Annotated in this window: 19 protein-coding genes; 7 read left to right on the forward strand and 12 right to left on the reverse strand. The window is 56.0% G+C overall.

Going from position 1 to position 21,664, the window contains the following annotated elements; translation table 11 throughout:
- Positions 1 to 28: 28 nt before the first annotated feature.
- The 4 genes from BW956_RS07860 to BW956_RS07875 all read right to left on the reverse strand — a co-directional run bounded on the left by BW956_RS07860 (position 29) and on the right by BW956_RS07875 (position 2,458).
- Positions 29 to 349 carry an AzlD domain-containing protein gene (locus tag BW956_RS07860; RefSeq protein WP_076462219.1) on the reverse strand — a complete coding sequence of 107 codons (321 nt, stop codon included), beginning with the start codon at positions 347 to 349 and terminating at the stop codon, positions 29 to 31.
- Positions 342 to 1,040, reverse strand: a complete 699-nt coding sequence (locus BW956_RS07865) for an AzlC family ABC transporter permease (protein WP_076462221.1) — start codon at positions 1,038 to 1,040, stop codon at positions 342 to 344. Before BW956_RS07865 ends, BW956_RS07860 begins: the two co-directional genes overlap by 8 nt.
- A gap of 77 nt (positions 1,041 to 1,117) precedes the next feature.
- The gene (locus BW956_RS07870) at positions 1,118 to 1,951 is read right to left on the reverse strand and encodes an AraC family transcriptional regulator (RefSeq protein WP_076462625.1); all 834 of its coding nucleotides are present in this window, start codon (positions 1,949 to 1,951) and stop codon (positions 1,118 to 1,120) included.
- 93 nt (positions 1,952 to 2,044) lie between these two features.
- Positions 2,045 to 2,458 carry a YgaP family membrane protein gene (locus BW956_RS07875; RefSeq protein ID WP_010323137.1) on the reverse strand — a complete coding sequence of 138 codons (414 nt, stop codon included), beginning with the start codon at positions 2,456 to 2,458 and terminating at the stop codon, positions 2,045 to 2,047.
- A gap of 156 nt (positions 2,459 to 2,614) precedes the next feature.
- On the opposite strand from BW956_RS07875, the gene BW956_RS07880 reads away from it, so the two are divergent.
- Entirely contained in the window at positions 2,615 to 3,310 is a 696-nt protein-coding gene (locus BW956_RS07880; RefSeq protein ID WP_010323138.1) for a haloacid dehalogenase type II, read from the forward strand.
- A 22-nt stretch (positions 3,311 to 3,332) separates the two neighbouring features.
- Here the strand turns inward: BW956_RS07880 and BW956_RS07885 are convergent, their stop codons facing one another.
- The 3 genes from BW956_RS07885 to BW956_RS07895 all read right to left on the reverse strand — a co-directional run bounded on the left by BW956_RS07885 (position 3,333) and on the right by BW956_RS07895 (position 7,819).
- Positions 3,333 to 4,166: an enoyl-CoA hydratase-related protein gene (locus BW956_RS07885; protein WP_010323139.1), complete on the reverse strand. Its 834-nt coding sequence runs from the start codon at positions 4,164 to 4,166 to the stop codon at positions 3,333 to 3,335.
- 350 nt (positions 4,167 to 4,516) lie between these two features.
- On the reverse strand, positions 4,517 to 5,857 hold the full coding sequence (locus BW956_RS07890) for a DUF1329 domain-containing protein (RefSeq protein ID WP_076462222.1): 1,341 nt from the start codon (positions 5,855 to 5,857) through the stop codon (positions 4,517 to 4,519).
- A gap of 21 nt (positions 5,858 to 5,878) precedes the next feature.
- Positions 5,879 to 7,819 (reverse strand): DUF1302 domain-containing protein, encoded by a 1,941-nt coding sequence (locus BW956_RS07895; protein WP_076462224.1) that lies wholly within the window; start codon positions 7,817 to 7,819, stop codon positions 5,879 to 5,881.
- Between the two features lie 232 nt (positions 7,820 to 8,051).
- On the opposite strand from BW956_RS07895, the gene BW956_RS07900 reads away from it, so the two are divergent.
- From BW956_RS07900 to BW956_RS07910, 3 genes are all read left to right on the forward strand, one after another.
- A complete protein-coding gene (locus tag BW956_RS07900) occupies positions 8,052 to 9,134 on the forward strand; it encodes an AraC family transcriptional regulator (RefSeq protein WP_076462226.1) in 1,083 nt (360 codons plus the stop codon).
- A 152-nt stretch (positions 9,135 to 9,286) separates the two neighbouring features.
- Entirely contained in the window at positions 9,287 to 10,381 is a 1,095-nt protein-coding gene (locus tag BW956_RS07905) for a WD40/YVTN/BNR-like repeat-containing protein (RefSeq protein WP_076462228.1), read from the forward strand.
- Positions 10,378 to 12,747, forward strand: a complete 2,370-nt coding sequence (locus tag BW956_RS07910) for an efflux RND transporter permease subunit (RefSeq protein WP_076462230.1) — start codon at positions 10,378 to 10,380, stop codon at positions 12,745 to 12,747. Before BW956_RS07905 ends, BW956_RS07910 begins: the two co-directional genes overlap by 4 nt.
- A gap of 185 nt (positions 12,748 to 12,932) precedes the next feature.
- Here BW956_RS07910 and BW956_RS07915 read toward each other — a convergent pair whose 3' ends face one another.
- Complete coding sequence (locus BW956_RS07915) at positions 12,933 to 13,358, reverse strand: hypothetical protein (protein WP_076462232.1); 426 nt, start codon at positions 13,356 to 13,358, stop codon at positions 12,933 to 12,935.
- 427 nt (positions 13,359 to 13,785) lie between these two features.
- On the opposite strand from BW956_RS07915, the gene BW956_RS22615 reads away from it, so the two are divergent.
- From BW956_RS22615 to BW956_RS07930, 3 genes are all read left to right on the forward strand, one after another.
- Positions 13,786 to 14,109 carry a hypothetical protein gene (locus BW956_RS22615; protein ID WP_244894334.1) on the forward strand — a complete coding sequence of 108 codons (324 nt, stop codon included), beginning with the start codon at positions 13,786 to 13,788 and terminating at the stop codon, positions 14,107 to 14,109.
- Positions 14,110 to 14,460: 351 nt separating this feature from the next.
- On the forward strand, positions 14,461 to 15,159 hold the full coding sequence (locus BW956_RS07925; protein ID WP_076462234.1) for a helix-turn-helix transcriptional regulator: 699 nt from the start codon (positions 14,461 to 14,463) through the stop codon (positions 15,157 to 15,159).
- A 36-nt stretch (positions 15,160 to 15,195) separates the two neighbouring features.
- On the forward strand, positions 15,196 to 15,819 hold the full coding sequence (locus BW956_RS07930; protein ID WP_076462236.1) for a glutathione S-transferase family protein: 624 nt from the start codon (positions 15,196 to 15,198) through the stop codon (positions 15,817 to 15,819).
- Between the two features lie 111 nt (positions 15,820 to 15,930).
- Here the strand turns inward: BW956_RS07930 and fadA are convergent, their stop codons facing one another.
- The 4 genes from fadA to BW956_RS07950 form a co-directional block, all read right to left on the reverse strand.
- Entirely contained in the window at positions 15,931 to 17,109 is a 1,179-nt protein-coding gene (gene fadA / locus BW956_RS07935; protein WP_076462238.1) for an acetyl-CoA C-acyltransferase FadA, read from the reverse strand.
- 12 nt (positions 17,110 to 17,121) lie between these two features.
- Positions 17,122 to 19,269 carry a fatty acid oxidation complex subunit alpha FadB gene (gene fadB, locus BW956_RS07940; protein WP_076462239.1) on the reverse strand — a complete coding sequence of 716 codons (2,148 nt, stop codon included), beginning with the start codon at positions 19,267 to 19,269 and terminating at the stop codon, positions 17,122 to 17,124.
- Positions 19,270 to 19,350: 81 nt separating this feature from the next.
- A complete protein-coding gene (locus BW956_RS07945; protein ID WP_076462241.1) occupies positions 19,351 to 19,908 on the reverse strand; it encodes a DUF2889 domain-containing protein in 558 nt (185 codons plus the stop codon).
- Positions 19,909 to 19,918: 10 nt separating this feature from the next.
- Entirely contained in the window at positions 19,919 to 21,583 is a 1,665-nt protein-coding gene (locus BW956_RS07950; RefSeq protein ID WP_420811649.1) for an AMP-binding protein, read from the reverse strand.
- Positions 21,584 to 21,664 lie beyond the last annotated feature (81 nt).

Here is a 21,664-nt window from a genome sequence, read left to right on the forward strand (position 1 = left end):
TCTGAGCGTAACTGTGATGGATATTTGATCAGCTGCCCGTTAGCAGGTGGCGATAGATCATAAATACCAAAAGGCTCAACGTGACCGATGTGAGTGTCTTGCCCGTAACCTTCATGCAAACCGCTGCTGTGCCTGCGCCCACAAGGTAGGGGTTCAAAGGATCCAGGTTAAGCAGAGTATCCTGAATAAAGATCATCGGCGCGATGACCGCTGCCAGCAAGGCGGGTATGGAGAAGCTTAAAAAGTGTAATAGTCGCGGCCCTGGCTGAATGGGCAGTCTGGGTTCCAGAAACAGGTAGCGACTGACAAACACGATCAGGGTCATTCCCAGAATCAGAGCTTCAATCATGCTGCATACCATCCTTATTGCTGGCGATATAGCCGCACGTCATGCCCGTTAACATGGCAACCAGAAGGCCTCCGGGCAGTTGCAGCAAGTGAGTCACTACAGCGGTGATGGCTGATGCAGTCACGCACACCCAGGCCGCTCGATGTTTCAGTATGGGGACCAGCAGGACGATAAAGATCGCAACGACGGCAAAATCCAGTCCCAATGAAGGCAGGTCAGGCAGGTACTGCCCGGCCAGGATGCCGGCCAGGGTAGCCAGATTCCAGCCCAGGTAGAAACTGGCTCCAGCTCCGATCAGGAACCAGCGGCAAAAACGCTTCTCATGTTTGTGACGGATGATGAACAGCTCGTCTGTCAGCAAAAAGCCCAGTGATACTCGCCAGGGAGCGGGCAGGTGCTGTATATCCTGCCGAAGCGCCAGGCCATACAGAAAATGTCGCGAGGTGATCAGCAGTGTGGTCAACAGTATTGAAGCGACGCCGGCACCGGATTCCAGCATGCCGATCGCAACCAGCTGTGATGCACCTGCAAACACGCTCAAGGACAGCAATTGAGTCTGTACCGCGCTTAGCCCTGATTCCACGCCATAGGCACCGACCAGTAAGCCCCAAGGTATAACTGCAATCGTGAGGGGCAGAATCAGCCGTGTTCCTGTTTTCATCTGCTGGATAGGGTGCTGGGTGTTTGTCATTGAGGCTCCTCCAGAACAAAAGAAGCCTCAGATTAACTGCCTGGATCATTGCCAGCTTGTATGTAATTGCTGGCAGGCTAAGACGAGTTTTGGCAGCGGGCAAATTGACCCGGAGTTACGCCAAGGGCCTTTTTGAAATGTCTGTTCAGGTGGCTCTGATCGTGGAATCCGGCCTGTGCAGCCGCACCGGCCAGTGGTTCCCCTGCGCGAATAAGCCGCTTGGCCAGGCGAAGGCGGGCTTGTATCTGGTATGCATGGGGCGGGAGGCCAAAACAGGCCTGAAACTGGCGAATCAGGTGGAATACGCTTACGCCGCTCAAGCGGGCCAGATCCTCCAGTGAAACATCGGCCGCTGGCTGGTCTTCGAGAAACTGACGGACCAGCTCCATGCGAGGGCGGACGCCAGAAAGGTCAGGCAGCTCAGGGCGTACACTGGCATGCCGCTGTATCAATTTTAGCAGAGCAGTGTAGAGCAGCGTTTCGCGTAACAGGCGATTATCCGAGTGGTTTAGATGGTTGAAGGCCAGGCGAAACAGGCCAACCAGTTCAGGGTCTTCCACTACAGGACTGGGGAAGTAGATGGAGCCTTGCAGCGATAATCCGGCTTCGCGCTGTATTTGTGACAACTGGTCGGGTAAGGGATAAATCGCCTGGTAGGACCAGCCATAATCAGTTGCGGAGTGGCCATCATGGACTTCGTCATGATTGACTAAAACGATGCTGTTTTCCGGCGCAATGTGACGAGTGCCATTGCGAAGAAAGCGCTGAGCCCCGGTTGAGATAACGCCACAAGAATACCCTTTATGGGTATGTCGAGAAAAAGTCTGACGATGATATTCGGCCTTGAGGTATTCAAGACCGCCCAGTTCGTTGACGGTCTTATACTCGGCCAGTTCGCGTGGTTTGCTCATCTGGCTAGTGTACTCGGAACCGGCTATAAGCATTGTACAAAATTGCTATGCACAGCCGGTTCCTGTCAAGGATAGCCTGGGCGTCTTCGGCCCTTAGGCAGGATGAGTCGGTTTGAAGCCCAGAAGCTTGGCAATCAACATGCCGGGGCACCAGCCGGTGAAGGCGGACTGTATCAGGCTCACTCCCATTACCAACGGAACAATCAGGAGAGCCTGGGGTGCAACACCCAATACAACAGCCAGACTTGTGACCAGGATGACTGTACCAGCGATGATATGCAGGCCTTGATGTATGGACATGCCACGGCTGTCGCAGACTTCCTCTTTAAGGCCGAGTAGGCGAAAAACGGTAATTGCCGGGCACCAGCGGGTAAACGCGGATTGCAGCAAGTTGAAGCCGACAAAGGCTGCAAGCCACAACCAGGCCGGGTACACGTAATAAGCCAGCACAAGACTAAGGGTAACGACAGAGCCTGCCATCAGGCGCAGTGCAGCATTCAGGGACATTGGGTAATCTCCTTATATTAGCAATGTCTGAATAATATATTAGATTTTGTTAATGTAAAAGGCCTGTATTTAAGGCTGGCGATATCTTGAGCCTGGTGGCGGATTCGGCCTCGACTGCTATGCTCCTTAGGGTTTAGCCAAACAAGGAGTATGGAAATGGCGGTAACTCTGGCCTTTGATGTATACGGAACCCTGATCGATCCACGCGGTGTAGTGGTACTACTTGAGCAGTGGGTGGGGGATCTGGCTGAAGACTTTGCTCAGACATGGCGCGAGAAGCAGTTGGAGTACGCGTTTCGCCGAGGGCTGATGCGTCACTACGCGGACTTTGCAGTCTGTACCCGTCAGGCGCTGGATTACACCTGCATGTATTTCGATCAGGCGCTGACCGATGAGCAAAAGCGAGAGTTGCTGGCATTTTATCGTCAGTTACCGGTTTATGAAGATGCAGCTGAAGCTCTGAAAGCCTTACAGGAAGACGGGTTCAGGCTATATGCCTTCTCCAACGGTGCGCGTGAATCGGTGCAGGAATTGCTGGAAAATGCCGGAATTCGCGAGTATTTCCAGGGAATTGTCAGCGTTGAAGAACAGCGTTCGTTCAAGCCTGACCCCGGTGTGTACAGCTATTTTCTGCGCCAGGCCAAGGCGTCCAATCATGCCTGCTGGCTGATATCCGGTAATCCCTTTGATGTGATCGGCGCCATTTCGGCCGGTATGAAAGGGGCCTGGGTGCAGCGTTCACCGCGTACCATCTTTGACCCCTGGGGTGTCGAGCCGACGCTTACAGTTCGCCGTTTGAGTGAACTGAGCGAAACACTCAAACGGCAGTTGAGCTCGAAAAACAATACTTAATACGTACTTCGTATTTTTAGTATTATTTCCCTCGGTAGACGCCTTCACGTTTTTCCACGAAGGCGTTCACTGCTTCAACATGGTCATCCGTATTGTGCAGCATGCCTTGCCAGGCGGCGCAGAGTTCCAAAAAGTCAGGTAATTCATGGCGTTGCGCCTGCTTCATCAAGCGCTTGCTCATGCGTAGAGCATGGGGTGGCTTGGCGGCCATCTGCTGCGCCAGAGTCATCACACGGCTCATCAGCTGTTCGGCCGGCACCTGTTCCATCATCAGGCCCAGTTGTACCGCTTCTTCCGCATGCACCAGCCGTCCGGTCAGGGTCATTTCCGCAGCACGCTGGTAACCGATCAGGCGCTGGAGGAACCAGGCACCACCGTCACCCGGGATGATGCCCAAGTTGACGAATGTCTCGCCAAAGGTGGCCTTTTCGGAACCGATACGGATATCGCACATACACGCCAGGTCACAGCCCGCGCCTATAGCGGGGCCGTTTACAGCAGCAATAATGGGAACTTCGGCCTTGTGAATGGCAATCGGGATGCGTTGAATGCCTTCCCGGTATTTGCGTTCAAGTTCCAGTGCACTGCCACCAAAGGGACCGTTTCGATGGTCGCCTTCGCGATACTGCATCTCCTTTATATTGCCGCCGGCGCAAAAGGCACGGCCTGAGCCGGTAATAATCAGGACGGATACGTTGGCCGATTGATTGGCCCATTGAATGGTGTCGACGATATCGTCAATAAGGGCTGTGCCGGTGAGGGCGTTGCGCAGATCGTCACGGTCCAGCGTCAGTGTGGCAACGCGGTCTTCCAGCGTGAGGCGGGCGTCTTGGAGGCTAGGGGTGTTGTCAGCCATGCCGGGCTCCCTGTCATATAGTGTTATAGGTGTTGTGAATGACTGTACTGCCAGAATAACAGAACAGGCTGATGAAGGGGCTTCGCAGATGCAAAAAAGCGCCGACGGTCTCTTGGTGCTGCTGTTGAAGCAGTCTTGTCAGAGAGCGCCGGCAAGGGCTGGAGAAGGGGTGTTGGCCCGCCCCCTGGCAGGCTGTCGAAAACCTATCTGCGTTGCCGAATGCTGCGTTAAAAACAGTCTCAAAATGCTCATTTAGCACACTAAACTGCGCTTTTTCGCCTGTTTTTGCCTGGCCTCGGCTGCCTCGATAACGTTTTTCAACAACCTGCTAAGGGGCAGTTGGGTCTGGCTTAGCGACCCAGGCGACGAATGGCCTGGGGGGTGAAGTCGTTGTATTTGAAACGCTGGTTGAAGTCGAAACCCTTGCCCTCTTCATTGGTCAGGCTGCCCACCAGATAGCGACCGGACTGCAGGTCATAAAGGGCTTCAGCGCTGTACCAGGGGATCAGGGCGTCGCGGTAGGGGAAGGCATGGCCTTCGGCGACACGCCAGAGTTCGCCGCGAGTATCGTAGTGATCGGCGATAGCGATCTGCCAGCTATCCTCGTCAATGTAAAACACGCGCTTGCCGTAGATATGACGTTCGCCGTCCTTGAGTGTGGCTTCTACTTTCCAGACCCGGTGCAGCTCGTAGCGGGTATGGTCCGGATTCAGGTGTCCGGGCTTCAGCAGGTCGTCATAACTGAGTTCTCGGTCGGCCAGGTTGAAGCTGTTGTAGGGAATGTACAGCTCCTGTTTGCCGACCAGATTCCACTCGTAACGGTCGGGTGCGCCGTTGAAGATGTCCAGGTTGTCCGTGGTGCGTTGACCATCTGAAGCGGTGCCCGGTGCATCGTAGGCGATCTGGGGCGCGCGGCGCACGCGGCGCTGGCCCGCGTTATAGGTCCAGGCCTGGCGAGACTGCTTAATCTGGTTCAGGGTTTCGTGTACCAGCAGTACTTCACCGGTCAGGCGTGCTGGTGCTTCCACCTGCTGGACAAAGTAGAACAGGATATTGTCCTGGTCGTTGTTACCCTGGTCTTTCAGGTACTCCGGCCAGCTCATTTTTTCGTTGATACGAATTGGCGTGAAAGCGCCATTGGCTTGAACGGGTACCTGTACAAAGGTCCGTTCCAGTGCGCCGCCACGGTAACGGGTGATGTGATTCCAGATCACTTCCAGACCATTCTGTGGAATGGGGAAGGCAAGGGTTTCATCAAAATTGCTCAGCCCGTTACCGCCGTCTGTCAGCTCTGTTTGTTCAGCGTTCTTGCGGGCCTTGGCGTACACCGACTCTGGATAGGCGGCGGTGCGATGGGTCGGATAGACCGGCATGCGGAAGCTGTCCGGGTAGCGCTTGAACAAAGCCAGCTGCCCGGGGCTCAGGCGGTCAGCATACTGGTCGACGTTGTCTGCAGTGATCACGAACAAGGGCTGTTCGTCGGCAAAGGGGTTGGTGTAACGCTCTTCGCTTTGCGCAAGGCCGCCGTTCCAGGCCGGGATACTGCCATCGGCGTTGCCCTGCATTTCGGCACCCACAGGTGTCAGGCTTTGCCCCAGTTTATTTGCCTGTTCCGGTGATACGGCCGCGTGCGCGGGCAGAGCAATGGCCATCGCCAGCAGCAGCGGTTTGGTCGGGAAGTATGTTGTCATTATTGTCGCTCCTCAACTCTGTCAGAAGGATACCGATGCACTGAGGGACAGGAAATCCCGGTCATCAATCGCGTTGAAATCGCCACCAAAGTAGTTGGTGTAACCCAGCTGGAAACGGTAGCGGTTCAGGTAGTCGGCGGTCAGGCTAAGACCCAGGGCTTTTTCGCCTTCACGGAAGGCTGCGCCAGGCTCTGGTCCGTTACCATAAACGCCATGCTTGAAACTCACCTGAGGTGTCAGGTTAACCCCGGCAAAGGCGTTGGGGTAGTTCAGGGAAGCGCGCAGGACGTAGCCCAGAGAGTCTTGAGTTACAAACCCCTCATCATCGCCAGAGGCGTAGCCGTAGGTACCGGCGCGGCCGTATTTGAGGGCGTTGGCGCTCTCGTCCAGACCGTGTACGTGGGTCCAGCCCAGTTCACCTACCAAAGACAGACGGCTGGCACCCAGCACGCGATCATGGAAGCTGACCAGGCTGCTTTGTACCTGAGTCACATCAAACAGGCCAAAACCTTGCACCTCGCCACCGGCGCCGGAATTGGCGACCAGCTGATCGGCGGCGGTGTTACCGATACCGCCAGAGAACTGCGTCAGGATGGCGCCGACCAGCAGCGGGCCATTGACCTGCACAGGCACGTCCTGTTTGTGTGAGATTTCACCGGACCAGGCCAGATCACCCACATTGGTGTTGAAGCTCAAGCCGATCATGCTGATCTCCTCCGGATAGGAGGTGAAGTAGCGGCTTTGGAATACGCCGGCGCTGCCCGCCTGAGTGGCCGCGGTTTGCGCAGCCTGTGCCGCAGCCGCTTGCTCAGCAGCTGTGGGTGCCATGGGGTTGGCTGCATTGTCCATGATGTACTGGGTGGCAGCTGCCTGGCCTACCGCCTGGAGATCCGCTGCGGAGACTGGCGTATTGACCCCGCTGGTGACCGGCAGACGGCTATGGTAGCGGGCGAAATAGAGACCGAATTCCGTGTTATTCAGCTGCTCCGAGAAATAGCGCATGGCGAAGCCGAACTGACCGTCATCATCGGCTTCGCGTCGGCCGTCTGCGTGTCGGTAGACGACCGGGTCAAAACCGAGTGCCGCAGCGGTGAAGTCAGTGTTGAAGTATTGCTGGTCATTCAATCCAAGCGGGACGCGGATGCCGTTACAGCCTTCAGCAGCGAAATCGTTGGTTGAAAAATAGGTACCGCAGCCATCAATGGCCGTAGGTTCCCACTGCAACTGATAGAAAGCTTCAGCACTGATGTTTTCATTTACGCCCAGTGACATAAACAGCTGATTGGAGGGGAGCAGGGCATCGCGCACCTCGGCACCAGGGCGTCGAATGGCGTTGACATCAAAACTGTTGATGCTGTTTAAACCGCCCTGGATAAAGGCGCTTTCACCCCAGTTAACTACCTGGCGACCCAAACGCACATCCAGCGGGTGCTGACCCATTTCACCCAGGTCGAAACCGGCGTAGACATAGGCATCCAACAGCTCGGCACCGGAGAATTTGGCGTAGTCGTTGAAGTCGTCATCATTCAGTTCTGTGCCAGGCGTGTAGCCGTTGGCCGTATGGCCATGGGCACGACCCTCGTTTTCCAGTTCAAAATCGAACCAGTATTTACCGCGGGCAAAAAAGCCCATATTTTCATAGCGAAGATCCAGCTCATGGATACCCTTGAACACTTTGGAGAAGGTTTCACCCTGCTCGAAGTTCTGATTGCCATCGTCGTAGCTGCCGGAGCCTGCGCTGGTGCCGCCATTAGGCTGAGAAATCAGGCCTGGGTCAGCTTCCTCCAGTCTCCAGCTTGCACCCAGCGATAATTGAGAGTCGAAACGGCCCTCAATTTCCCCCAGGTTGAAAGAGACGGCCTGTGCGGTTGGTGCGGCAGCGACCAACAGAGCCAGTAGAGTCGGCTGTGTACCCGGAACGCGTCCGAAGCGGCGGAGAAAAATGCGTTTTTTTATTTCCATTTCGTTCACCGAGACGTTCTTATTTTTATCCTGATTCGGCAGGGGCTTGGTATCTCATTTTTTAATCAATGAGTTGTGAGGCTTTGGTTGTATTCCAGTGTGGCCTTCACGCTATTCATAATCCATGGCGCTGATACTGTTCTCAATGACAAAGCCGTGCAGATTGACTGACAAAAGCAGTCCAGTTGGAGTACATTCGAGCTCAGTATACGAATAATAAAAGGTGGACAGGATGATTCAGCGCACAGTGACGGTGCCCTCGGGATATGTACTCCAGTTGTTGCAACAGGCCCGATCACAGGGGGTCGATACGGATGAGCTGCTGCAGGCGGTCGGTATCGATGGCAATGAAATCGAGACGCTGGCTGAGCTCAGCGCCGAGCGTGTTGGTGCACTGTATCAGCGCCTGATGTACATTGCCCAGGATGAGTTTTTTGGCATGGTCAGCGGTGGCAAGGTGCCCAACGGAACCTTCCGCATGATGTGCCACGCCATTATTCACTGTGGCTCGCTGAAGAAGGCTATCTACCGTGCCAGTGCTTTTCACGAGATCTGTCGTGGTGCGCAAATCAAACCTGTGCTGGTGCAGAAAGGTCGCTATGCCAAAGTCTCGTTCGGGCCGGTTGATCACGCTGAAATCGACTTTGATGCCCTGGTGCAGCAGGCTCCGCCTGAGCGTATCCGCTCCACGCTTTCCATGTGGCACCACTTTATCAGCTGGCTGATTGGCGCCCAGATCGAACTGAAGGCAGCCTATTTCACTTTCTCGGAACCTGAAGACGCCGAGTTTTACCGCAAGCTGTTCCGCTCGGAAGTACGCTTTGACCAGCACGATAACGCGTTGGTATTTGCGGCAAAGTACCTTGATCAGCCACTGGTGCAGACCGAAGAAACGCTGCGCAGCTTCCTGAAAACAGCACCCTATCAGCTGATTGCCATGGTCAACGATGACGCATCTCTCACGTCCCAGGTGGAGGCATTAATCGGCAAGGGCTTCAGTCGCCCGCTGCCCAGTGCGGAGGAAATTGCGGCCACACTTAACTTGTCTGTTTCCACCTTGCGCCGTCGTTTACTGGAAGAGAATACGTCCTACCAGACCATCAAGGACGTGTGCCGCAAACGCGCAGCCCTGCATTACATGGGGTCGCCGCAGTTGTCGATCAATGATGTGGCTGAACTCATGGGGTTTGATGACCCGTCCGCCTTCTTCCGCTCGTTCAAGCGCTGGACCGGCATGACGCCGGGTGAGTATCGCCGCAGTGACGTCTATCGCCAGCAGCTGCTGACGGAAAGCCTGTCAGTGGAGGACGCTTAAACAAGGGTTTGAATAATCATTGACGCAGAATGTCAGTGATTGAGGCGGGTTTTGCTATTGCCGCAACACGCGCCTGAGGTGATGATGGCTGACATAAGAAGTCGGCCGCTCACGGCCGGTCTCCCGATAATGACAACAAGAACGGGGGTGCCATGCACAAGATCCTGTTGTTCGGTCTCTGGCCGATACTTTTCCTGCCTATCGCTTTGCCGTCCTTCGCCGCCAGCCCGTTTGACCGTGCTCAAGCTACCAGCCTTGTCTCGGCTGGAGCAGCGCACGGATTGCTGCTGGATATTGTCAGTGTTCCTGGTTCCAGTCGTTTGATCGCGGTAGGCGAACAGGGCAGCATCCTCTTTTCGGACGATCAGGGCCAACAGTGGCAGCAGGCCAAGGCACCCGTTGCCGTGTTACTCACGGCGGTGCAGATGGTGACATCTCAGCAGGGCTGGGCGGTTGGCCATGATGGTGTTGTGCTGCATACAGGCGATGGTGGTCTGAGCTGGCAGGTGCAGCTATCGGGTCAGGATCTGCTCAGGGTGCAGCAGCAAGGATTACAGCAGGCGCTGGACGTTGCCGAACAGACTGAAAATGCAGCTCAGAGCGATGATTTGCAGTGGTTGCTGGAGGATGTCGAATTCGCGCTTGATGACGGCGCCATGCCGACACTGCTGGATCTCTATTTCATCGACGAACAACGCGGTTTTGTCGCAGGTGCCTATGGCCGCATGTTTGCGACCCTGGATGGTGGCAATAACTGGGTAAGCTTGGGTGACCGTCTGCCGAATCCGGATCGCATGCATTTGAACAGTCTTCTGCTGAGCACGAGTGGACGCTTGCTGGTCGCGGGAGAAGCCGGCCTGCTGGTATACAGCGATGACCTGGGGGAAAGCTGGCAAACAGCAGAATCGCCCTATGAGGGTTCATTCTTCGCGCTGGCAGAGAGAGATCGTCTCTATGTTTTGGGATTGCGAGGCCATCTGTTCAGCTCGGCGGATGGTGTTAACTGGCAGGCGGAATCTGCCGGCACCGATGCAACACTGAACGCAGCGGTCAGTGCATCAGGAAAGCTCTACCTGCTGGGCCAGGGCGGCCTGGTGATGAAGCATCAGAATAACGGTTTTACGCCGGTTTCTTCTCAATCCCGCAATAGCTTTGCTGCAGGTGTGCTGTTGGATGGCCGCCTCATTCTGGCGGGTGAAGGTGGTATTACCACATTGCCTCTGGCAGAGCAGGGAGGTGCACAATGAGTCGCCTGGATACCCTGCTGCTGGCGCCGGTTCGGGGTGCCGAGCGTCTGCTGGAGCAGCTGCTGTTTGGCCATCGGGCGCTGGTGGCGCTTGGCTTTCTGATACTCACGCTGCTGCTTGGCTGGCAGGCCACACAGATACGCCCCGATGCCAGCTTCGTCAAAATGATCCCGTCATCGCATCCCTATGTGTCAAATTACCTGGAGCATCGTGACGAGCTTTCAGGCCTTGGCAATAGCATCCGCGTGGTCGTTGCAGCCAAGGATGGAGACATCCTTCAGCCAGAGTTTCAGCAGACGCTCAAGGCGGTAACGGATGAACTGTTCTTTCTCCCCGGTGTGGATCGCTCTGCACTGAAGTCCATCTGGACGCCTAATGTGCGCTGGACTGAGGTGACGGAAGAGGGCTTTGTCGGTGGTCCGGTCATTCCAGAAGATTACGATGGCTCGGCAGCGTCACTTGAACAACTTAAGGTCAATATTCTGCGCTCCGGTCAGCTGGGGCGCCTGGTAGCCAATGATTTCGGTTCGGCTCTGATTCAGGTGCCCCTATTCGAGCGCCTTCCGGAAACCGGTGAGAAACTCGATTACCAGCAGTTTTCCAAGCGATTGGAAACGCTGGTGCGTCAGCAATACAGCTCAGATCAGGTCGATATCCATATCACGGGCTTTGCCAAGGTGGTGGGGGATCTGATTGATGGCGCTGCACAGGTTGCCACCTTCTTCGCCATCGCCTTTGCGGTGACGCTGGTTCTGCTTTACCTGTATTCGCACAGTGTTACAGGCACACTTATTCCGCTGTGTTGCTCACTGATCGCGGTGGTGTGGCAGCTGGGGCTGTTGAACTGGCTTGGGTACGGGCTGGATCCTTACTCCATGCTGGTACCCTTCCTGGTGTTTGCCATCGGGGTCAGCCATGGCGTTCAGGTGGTGAACAATGTGCGCATCGAAGCGGCTGCCGGGGCGGATAAGCTTACGGCTGCACGCAAGGCGTTTCGTACCATCTTCATCGCCGGTTTTACAGCGTTGCTGTCAGATGGGCTTGGCTTTGTCACCCTGATGGTGATCGATATCCAGGTGATTCAGGATCTGGCCGTGGCGGCTTCACTGGGCGTGCTGGTGATTGTGGTGACCAACCTGCTGTTGTTGCCTCTGCTGATTTCCTGGGCAGGGGTGGGGCAGCGCTCCATCCATAAAACACGCCACGGGGTTGAGCGCAGTGCCGGGCTTTGGCGTGCACTGGTATGTTTCTCGCGGCCCAAGGGGGCACTCGCGGCGCTGGCGGTTGCCGTTCTGCTGGCCTGGTACGGCTTTAATGCCAGTCGTGATCTTCAGATAGGGGACTTGAGTGCCGGTGCACCCGAGTTGCGCGAAGACTCGCGTTACAATCTCGATAACGCCTTTGTGACGGCCAACTACAGCAACTCCAGCGATGTTTTCGTGGTCATGGTGAAAACGCCTGCCGAACAATGCAGTCGCTTTGAAACCCTGCAGTTGGTGGATCGCTTCCAGTATTACCTCACCAATGTGGCGGGTGTGCAGAGCAGCGTATCACTGGTGGATGTGGCCGAGCGGGTAACAGCGGGCCTCAATGAGGGCAGCCTGAAGTGGCGCAGCGTCAGTCGCAATCAGTATGTCATCAACTCCTCGTTGCGTTACGTACCTTCGGGGCTGATGAACTCCAACTGCTCCCTGTTGCCGGTGATACTGTTCCTGGAGGATCACAAGGCGGCAACACTGCAGCGAGTTTCCACGGCCGTTGATGCCTTTGCTGATCGGCATAACAGCGATGAAATCCAGTTCATGATGGGCGCAGGCAACGCCGGTTTTGAAGCCGCCACCAATGAGGTGATTGCGGATGCTCAATATGAAATGCTGCTCTGGGTGTACGGCGTGGTCAGCCTGTTATGCCTGCTTACATTCCGGTCGCTGCGCACGGTCGCCTGCATTATTCTGCCGCTGGCGCTGACATCGTTGCTGTGTCAGGCCCTGATGGCGAAGCTGGGTATCGGGGTGAAAGTGGCAACCCTACCGGTAATTGCACTGGGCGTGGGTATTGGCGTGGATTACGGTATCTACATCTACTCCCGCCTGAACAGCTTTTTGCAGCAGGGCATGGCCTTGCCGGAAGCCTATTACGAAACGCTGCGCTCCACGGGCAAGTCAGTGGCCTTCACTGGTCTGACACTTGCCATTGGCGTGGTCCTTTGGGTGTTCTCACCCATTCGTTTCCAGGCCGATATGGGCGTGCTGCTCACCTTCATGTTCCTGCTCAACATGCTGGGTGCGCTTATCCTGTTGCCGGCACTGTCATGCCTGCTCAACTACCGTCGTGAAACCCGCGAAGTGGCTCAGACCGTACTCTGAGCCCGTTTTTGCATGAGTCATGAACAAGCCTCAGGTATCCAGCAAGGATGCCTGAGCGCTTTCTGCCTGCTGCTGTAGAAACGCCTGAAGGGTAGGCGCCAGCAGTTCATCTACCGATTTGGCTTTGCCAGGATCTATACGCAACGGTGTAAGGTTACTTAAAGTAATTGATCCACTAATGGCAGTCACAGGGTTTTCCCCTGTTGAGCTATTTCCTGAATACCCTCCGACCCTTTGCTGCCGCCTGCCAGCTGGCGCTCGATCTCTTCCTCAATCATTGCTTCAATTTTCATGCGCTCTTCAAACGGCATCGCGGCCAGGGCTTCTTCGGTCAGCCCCATTTCCTGAAGCATCTGGTAACGAATACGCTCGGCTGGGGACATCTGCAGGATACGCAGCAGCTCTTCGCGGGCATTCTGCTCCACCACTTGCTCAGCCTGGGAGAAATCGGGACCAGACACAGCTTTATCCTGCTCCAGAGTCTCCTTGCTCTGAGTGGCCGTCTTGGCGGCTTCTTCCATCAGCAGTGCAGCAAAGTCCATCTGTTTGTTCTCATGACTGATTTTGCTCTGAGAAAACGTATGGGTAGTGAGTGAATCGATCCTGATCATCTGGGGGTTCCTTGGCTGGGTTATAAAAAGTCTTAGCAAGGTTTGAGCCAGAATGATGGTTTATTAAAATCAATGAGTTGCAAGACTGTATGGCAGTTTTGTCTTTATGTGAGGCAATATCTTGCCGGGGTGCCTGTTGCCGATTGGCACGAACCGGTAGGTAGCAAGCACAGCCATGCACTGTGACCGGAGGGTGTTGTACTGGTAAATCTGAGTGAAATACCTCAGTATCACCTCCGCATGGTAATCGGGCTGCAAAGGATGTAGCCCTAACCCTGTGAAAAGTATTCATGCTCGTTTTCAAGGAGGAAGATGGCTGTGATATTCCCGTACTCACGTTCAGTCATTTCATTTGCTCCAGAAGGCGTTTGCCTTTTATCAGGCATACCCGCATGACATTTTAACCCTTAGTAAATGGAATAGCTGAATGAAAATAATTTCTGGCATTATGGCCCTGATGCTTTCGACCTTGTGTTTTGCGAAAGAAGTTCAAGTAGCCGACACGGGTATAACATTTGAAGCGCCCGATGATTTTGGCCCTTTATCGCAGGAGATACTGGATTTCAAGTGGCCTCAAAGCCGTGCTCCGAGGTGGGTTGTCGGGAATGAAACGGGTAGTACTACAATTGCCTATGACCTCAAGCCTCATGACATTTCGGGAGCTCCGATGGAGGCGCTTATGGGGGATTTTGCAGCGACTTTTGAGCGAGTCGTGCCTGGAGTGGAGTGGAGTGGAAGAAGCAGGAAGTGATCCATTTGTCGGGACGCGACTGGATCTATTTCGAAGTAACGTCCAATGCGATTGATACTGATATTTACAATATTATGCTGGTAACCAGCTATGGGAAAGAGATGTTGTTATTTAACTTCAATTCTACAAAAGAAGACTTTCCTCAATACGAAAAGGCGCTGAGGAATAGCGTTAATACAATTAAAATTCCATAGGTTTTATCATTTGTAATTTTTACGAGCCATATTTTTATATGGCTCGTTTTATCTTATATGGACCATCCTTGATGGACATATTGCTTCGTCGCTTACAGCCTTTTGATGCTTTTAGGCATACACTACCCGCTCCTGAATCAATCTGTATTTGGCCTCTATGTCCCGTACCGAACGCCTGCTCGATATTCTCCAGATTTTACGTCGTCATCGCCGACCGGTAAGAGGTGCCGTGTTGGCTGAGGAAACCGGTATTTCCCTGCGTACGCTGTATCGGGATATTGCCACCCTCCAGTCGATGGGCGCAGAGATTGATGGCGAGCCCGGTCTTGGTTATGTGCTTAAGCCCGGTTTCCTTTTGCCCCCGCTGATGTTTTCGCCTGAGGAAATCGAGGCGCTGGCATTGGGGCTGAAGTGGGCGGGGACACGCACTGATGGGCCTCTGGGGCAAGCAGCGCGGGATGCCATGGCAAAACTGGGTGCAGTATTGCCGGATGAGCTGCGCCGTCGGTTTGATGACGATGGGCTGGTGGTTGTGCCCTGTGGTCCACAGCCTGAGCGTGAAGACCTGCCGCTGATACGCAAGGCCTTGAGCGATGAGTGCAAACTGTTGTTGGATTATTCGGACCAAAAAGGCGCCAAAACCCAGCGTATTGTCTGGCCGGTAACGGTCGGGTTCTTTGATTCTGTACAGGTACTGGCAGCCTGGTGCGAGCTGCGTGATGACTACCGCCATTTCCGTATCGATCGCATTCAGGGGGCTCAGCTACTGACCGAGAAAACGCCCAGACGTCGCTCCCAAATGATGAAAGAGTGGCGAAAAACACTGCTGACAGAAACTGACAGTGGTGGGCAGTAAAGTCTCCTCACACACATCAAGTGAAAGGAGACACCCATGACCAAAGAATTGATTCTGTATACCCACCCTCAGTCCCGTGGCGCCATTGTGCAGTGGATGCTGGAAGAAATTGGCCAGCCATATTCCGTACACGTACTGGACTACAGCTCAACCATGAAAGCCCCTGAATACTTGGCTCTGAACCCCATGGGTAAGGTGCCGGCGCTTAAACATGGTGATGTTGTCGTGACCGAAACTGCCGCGATTTGTGCATACCTGGCGGATGCCTTCCCGCAAGCTGAACTGGCGCCCGCGCTCGAAGATAGGGGCGAATACTACCGTTGGCTGTTCTTTGCTGCAGGCTGTGGCGAACCGGCCATGTTTGATCATGCTGCGGGATGGATTCCGGAAACAGACGAGCTTCAGAGCAGCCTGGGGTACGGTACTTTCGAGAAGACGTTTGACACTCTGGCCAGCTGGTTGGCTGATCGGTCCTATGTGGCCGGTGATCGATTTACGGCGGCGGATGTTTATGTGGGATCGCTGCTTCGTTTTGGCATGGACTTCAATCTCATCCCGCGCAAGCCGGAATTTGAAGCCTACGTCGCTCCTTTCCTTGAGCGTCCGGCCCGACAACAGGCTGATGCCAAAATCCAGGCATTGATGGAAGAAGAGGCCTGATCGGGCGCACACGTATTGGGCTGTGCTTAACGCTCCGGTAAGTTCGCTGTTGGCATAAAAAAGCCCGGCTCATTGGCCGGGCTGAAAGGGCATCAATCAGTTGCTTAATGCTTAGTTCAAACGCTCAAAGACGGTGGCGATACCCTGGCCCATGCCGATACACATGGTGGCCAGGCCAAGGGTGGCATCCTGCTGTTCCATCACGTTGACCAATGTGTTGGAGATACGGGTACCGGAACAGCCCAGCGGGTGGCCGAGGGCGATGGCGCCGCCGTTCAGGTTAACCTTGTCATCTACCACATCCTGCAGGCGCAGGCCCTTCACGACAGCCAGCGCCTGTGCGGCAAAGGCTTCGTTCAGTTCGATCACGTCCATATCCTGTATGGTCAGGCCTGCGTTCTTCAGTGCTTTCTCACTGGCTGGCACCGGGCCGTAACCCATGATGGACGGATCACAGCCGGCAACGCCCATGCCGATCACGCGGGCGCGGGGCTTGAGGCCCAACTCCTGTGCGCGAGCGGCAGACATCATCAGCATGGCTGAGGCGCCATCGGAGAACGCGGAGGAGGAGCCAGCTGTTACGGTACCGCCCTTGGGCATGAAGGCTGGCTTGAGGCCGGCCAGCGTCTCGACAGTGGTTTCTGGACGAATCACTTCATCACTGGTGACCAGGCTCTTGAAGCCCTGTTTGTCGTGGCCTTCCAGCGGCAGGATCTCGTTATCCCAACGGCCTTCCAGGGCGGCCTGGTGCGCGCGCTGGTGCGAGCGGGCGGCAAAGGCGTCCTGCTCTTCACGGGAGATGTTGTTCATTTTGCCCAACATTTCAGCGGTCAGGCCCATCATCATGGATGCCTTGGCGATCTGCTTGGACATGGCCGGGTTCACGTCGATGCCGTGCAGAATTGAAATGTGACCCATGTGCTCAACACCGCCGACCATGAAGGTATCACCGTTGCCGCTGGCGATTGCCTGGGCCGCAGTGTGCAGAGCTGACATGGAGGAGCCGCAGAGACGGTTGACCGTCTGGCCAGCGACCGAGTGCGGCAAACCAGCCAAAAGGGCAGCGCTGCGGGCCACGTTGAAGCCCTGTTCCAGGGTCTGGTTCACACAGCCCCAGATCACATCATCGATGCTTGTTGGGTCCAGTGCTGCGTTACGGGTCAGCAGGCCTTTCATCAGGGCAGCAGACAGGTCGTCAGCACGTACGTTGCGGAAGGAGCCGCCCTTGGACTGGGCCATGGGGCTGCGTACCCCGTCGATGATGACGATATCGTTGGGTTTAAGACTCATCGGTTGTTCTCCTTATCCAAAGTAGGTCTGGCCGGCGGCTGCCATGGCGCGCATTTTGTCGGTCGGCTGGTAGAGTTTGCCCAGTTCTGCATGCTGGTCAGCCAAATCGCAGAATGCCTGCAGACCCATCTGATCGATGTAGAACAATGCACCGCCACGGAACGGCGGCAGGCCGATGCCGTATACCAGGCCCATATCCACTTCGGCAGGTGTTTCGACGATGCCATCTTCCAGGCAGCGTACAGATTCAATGCACAGCGGGATCATCATGCGGGCAATGATTTCTTCATCGCTGAATTCGCGGGCCGGGCCGACCACGCCTTCCAGCAGGGCCGGCAGTTCCTCATCAACTAGCTTCTTCGGTTTGCCCTTGCGGTCCGGCTCGTAGCGATAGAAGCCCTTGCCGTTTTTCTGACCCAGACGCTGTTCCTTGTAGAGACGGTCGATCACGGTTTCGCCTTCATTGCGCATGCGATCCGGGAAGCCATCTGCCATTACTGCTCCGGCGTGCTTGGCGGTATCAATGCCGACCACGTCGAGCAGGAAGGCCGGGCCCATGGGCCAGCCAAAGCGTTCCATCACCTTGTCTACCTGACGGTAATCGGCGCCGTCACGCAGCAGCCCGGTAAAGCCCGCGAAGTAGGGGAAGAGGATACGGTTGACCAGGAAGCCCGGGCAGTCGTTAACCACGATAGGCGTTTTCCCCATGGCCTTGGCGTAGGCTACGGTGCGGCCAATGGCTGCTTCAGAGCTTTTCTCACCGCGGATAACCTCAACCAGCGGCATCTGGTGTACCGGGTTGAAGAAGTGCATGCCGCAGAAGTTTTCCGGCTTTTTCAGGGCCTTGGCCAATTCCGTGATGGAGATGGTGGAGGTGTTGGAGGTGAGGATGGCACCTTCCGGCAACTGGGTCTCCACCTCGGCCAGCACGCTCTGTTTGATCTTCGGATTCTCGACCACGGCTTCGACGACCAGGTCCACATTGCCGAAATCGCCATAGCTCAGGGTCGGGCGGATACGGCTCAGGCTGGTGGCCAGCTTGCGGCCGTCAATTTTGCCGCGCTCCAGCTGCTTGTTAAACAGTTTGGAGGCTTCGCTAAGACCCAGCTGCAGGGCATCTTCACTGATGTCCTTCATCAGAATCGGCGTGCCGCGAGACGCGCTCTGGTAAGCGACGCCACCGCCCATGATACCGGCACCCAGCACCGCTGCCTGGCGCACTGGCTCGGCATCGGCTTCATAACGCTTGCTGGTGCGCTTGATCTGCTGATCTTTCAGGAACAGGCCGACCAGTGCCGGTGTGACCTCATTGGTGGCCAGCTTGGCAAAGCCCTTGGCTTCAACAGCCTGCGCATCATCACGGGTCATGTTCGCGTGTTTCTGGATGGACGCCAGAGCTGCCATCGGCGCCGGATAGTGCGGACCGGCTTTGGCACCGATCATGCCCTTGGCCGATTCGAACGCCATCATCTGTTCGATCTGGTTCAGTTTGATCGGGCTCTGCTTTTCGGTACGGCGTGCCTTATAATCGAACTCGCCGGCGACGCAGCTGCGCAGCAGGTCCAGAGCGCCATCGCGCAGCAGTTCGGGTTCGACGATGGCGTCTACAGCACCCACTGCCAGAGCATTTTTCGCACGCTGCTCGGTGCCAGCGCAGATCCATTCGTTGGCATTATCCACGCCGATCAGACGCGGCAGGCGCACGGTGCCGCCCCAGCCCGGGTAGATACCCAGTTTCACTTCCGGCAGGCCGACCTTGGCGTCGCTGTTCATGACACGGTAGTCACAGGCCAGGCAAAGCTCGAAACCGCCCCCAAGCGCGACGCCATTGATGGCAGCCACCGTCGGGCAGGGCAGGTCTTCGATGCTGTTGAATATGGCGTTCATCTGCTGCAGGCCGCTGGCGATCTCATCAGCGCCGGCTGAGAACAGACCGACAAATTCGGTGATATCGGCACCGACAATGAAGCTGTCCTTGTCACTGCGAACCAGCAGGCCTTTAAGGTCGTCCTGAGCTTTCAGGGTGGTAACGGCCTGTTGCAGTTCAGCCATGGTGGCCTGGTTCAGTTTGTTGGCGCTATCGTCCCGGCTGGCAAAGACCAGCTCATACAGCCCGGGTTCGATGGCAGCCAGTTGTATTGCTTTTCCTTCCATCAACATGGTCAGACTCCGTGGCAATCGCGGTCGGTGATTGAATTGCATGACCGCAGGTTGTCATTGTTAAGTGTGATTTCGGCAGGCTTAGCCATTGGACTGTTCCGCCGGTACATATTTGTGTGGGATGTATTTGCGCACCGTGTACTCGTGACGTGACCAGCCGTGGCAGCTGTCGAGCAACAGGTTTTCCGCTAGCTCCATCACGTTTTTCTCATCGCTTGGCCACAGGGTTTGAATCGTAGTGGTGGCCAGTGGCGCAAGCAGCTCGTGCAGGTGTGTACAGTTGTGAATGCCGTTGAACAGTTCCTTGGCTTCCCGGTGCCAGCCAGGCCCGATGCGTGTGCCTTCGAGCTGGGAGAAACGCCTGGCAATGGCTGGACACTGCGGGAAGGGCGAAGCATCAATCACTGCTTCCACCGCATGAATCTTCATGCCGCGGTCGATGGTGAGACGCATCCACATATCGTGGAAAGGCTCACCGGCGCTGACATAGCCACCGCGTTCCGCATTATCCAGGTCATAGGTTTTGATATCGGTGATATGAGCCTCGATATCCCAGAGACCGTCGTCACGTTCATAGCCATCACACTGCACCTGGCGGCGGTGATGAAGGCGTCGACGTGTTGGTTTCGTAAGCGGCATCGACGACTCCTCAGGCCACGTCCTGGTGATTGGTTTTGAGCATGCGGCGCAGAATCTTGCCCACGTTGGACTTGGGCAGTTCCGGCACAAACTCAATCACCTTGGGTACCTTGTAGGCGGTCAGGCGCTCACGGCACCAGTCGCGAATGGCCTGCTCGCTCAGCTGGTCATCGCGGGTGACGGCAAAGACTTTCACCACCTCGCCGCTGACCGGGTCGGGTACACCGATGGCGGCGCATTCGACGATGTCAGGGTGTTCGGTAACGATGTCTTCCACTTCATTGGGGTAGACATTGAAGCCGGAGACGATGATCAGATCCTTGGCGCGGTCGACAATGCGCAGGTAACCGCCTTCTTCCATTACCGCAATATCGCCGGTGATCAGGTAGCCGTCATCGGTAAAGCTGGCGCGGGTGGCACTTTCGTTGTGCCAATAGCCGGCCATTACCTGAGGCCCGCGCACGCAGAGCTCGCCGGGCATGCCTTCGGGCACGGCTTCACCGTCGCCGCCCATAATGAAAACCTCGGTTTCAGGAACCGGGCGACCGATGGTGCCGCAACGTATCGCTTCGGGCGGGTTTATGGAGACCGCCGGAGAGGTTTCGGTGAGGCCGTAGGCTTCGATCACAGTGCAGCCGGTGACCTTGCGCCATTGCTCGCCAGCTGCGTGGGTCAGAGCCATGCCGCCAGACAGGGTCATGCGCAGCTTGCTGAAGTCCAGGGCGCGGAAGTCTTCGTTGTTGCACAGTGCCACAAACAGGGTGTTGAGGCCGAGGAAGGTGGTGAAAGGCCAGTTGCCGATCTCCTTGACCAGCCCCGGCAGATCGCGCGGGTTGGGAATCAGGATGCTGTGCCCGCCGCTGGCCATAATGATCTGTGCCACGGTAAAGGCATAGATGTGGTACAGCGGCAGCGGGGCGATGACGTTGGCAGCCCAGTCGCTGGCGACATCACGGATGATCACGTGGCCCTGCAGCATATTGGACAGCAGGTTGGCGTGCGTCAGCATGGCGCCCTTGGATACGCCGGTGGTGCCGCCGGTGTATTGCAATACGGCCAGGTCACCGGGTTTGCGCTCTACCTTTTCATAGGGTTTATCGATATGGCTGAGCAGCGCAGTGCGCAGGCTGATGGCACCCGGCAGGGAGTACTTGGGCTCCATCTTCTTGATGTATTTGACGGCCGCATTCAGCAGGTGACGCTTCACAAAACCGTGCAGATCGCCCACCTGGGTCACGAATACGTTCTGGATATCGGTTTTGGCGAGGATCTTCTCGGCGTTATGCGCCATGCTCTTGTGGATCACCAGGGCCTTGGCACCGCTGTCGCGGAACTGGTGTTCCATTTCCGACGGCGTGTACAGTGGGTTGGTGTTCACCACAACCAGGCCGGCACGCAGGGCACCAAAGAGTACTACCGGGTACTGAATCAGGTTGGGCAACTGCACGGCGATACGGTCACCGGGCACCAGGTCGGTTTCCTGCTGCAGATAAGCCGCAAAGGCCGCCGACAGCCGGTCCAGTTCGGCGTAGCTCAGGGTGCGGCCCAGGCTGGTAAAGGCAGGGCGCTCGGCGTAGCGCTGGCATACGTCGGCGAAGAAATCGGTGATGGCTTCATATCCCTCGGGGTTGAGTGAGGGCGGGATATGTTGGCCGTTGTCGTTCATCCTAATCATGTTCATGCCCATATGCTTGTTGTTGTGAGGGCTGTTCTGTCGGGCAGCTTTTATTGCCAGACAATCGGGCGTTGCCAAGAG

This window comes from Marinobacterium stanieri (genome assembly GCF_900155945.1).
Lineage (GTDB): Bacteria > Pseudomonadota > Gammaproteobacteria > Pseudomonadales > Balneatricaceae > Marinobacterium > Marinobacterium stanieri.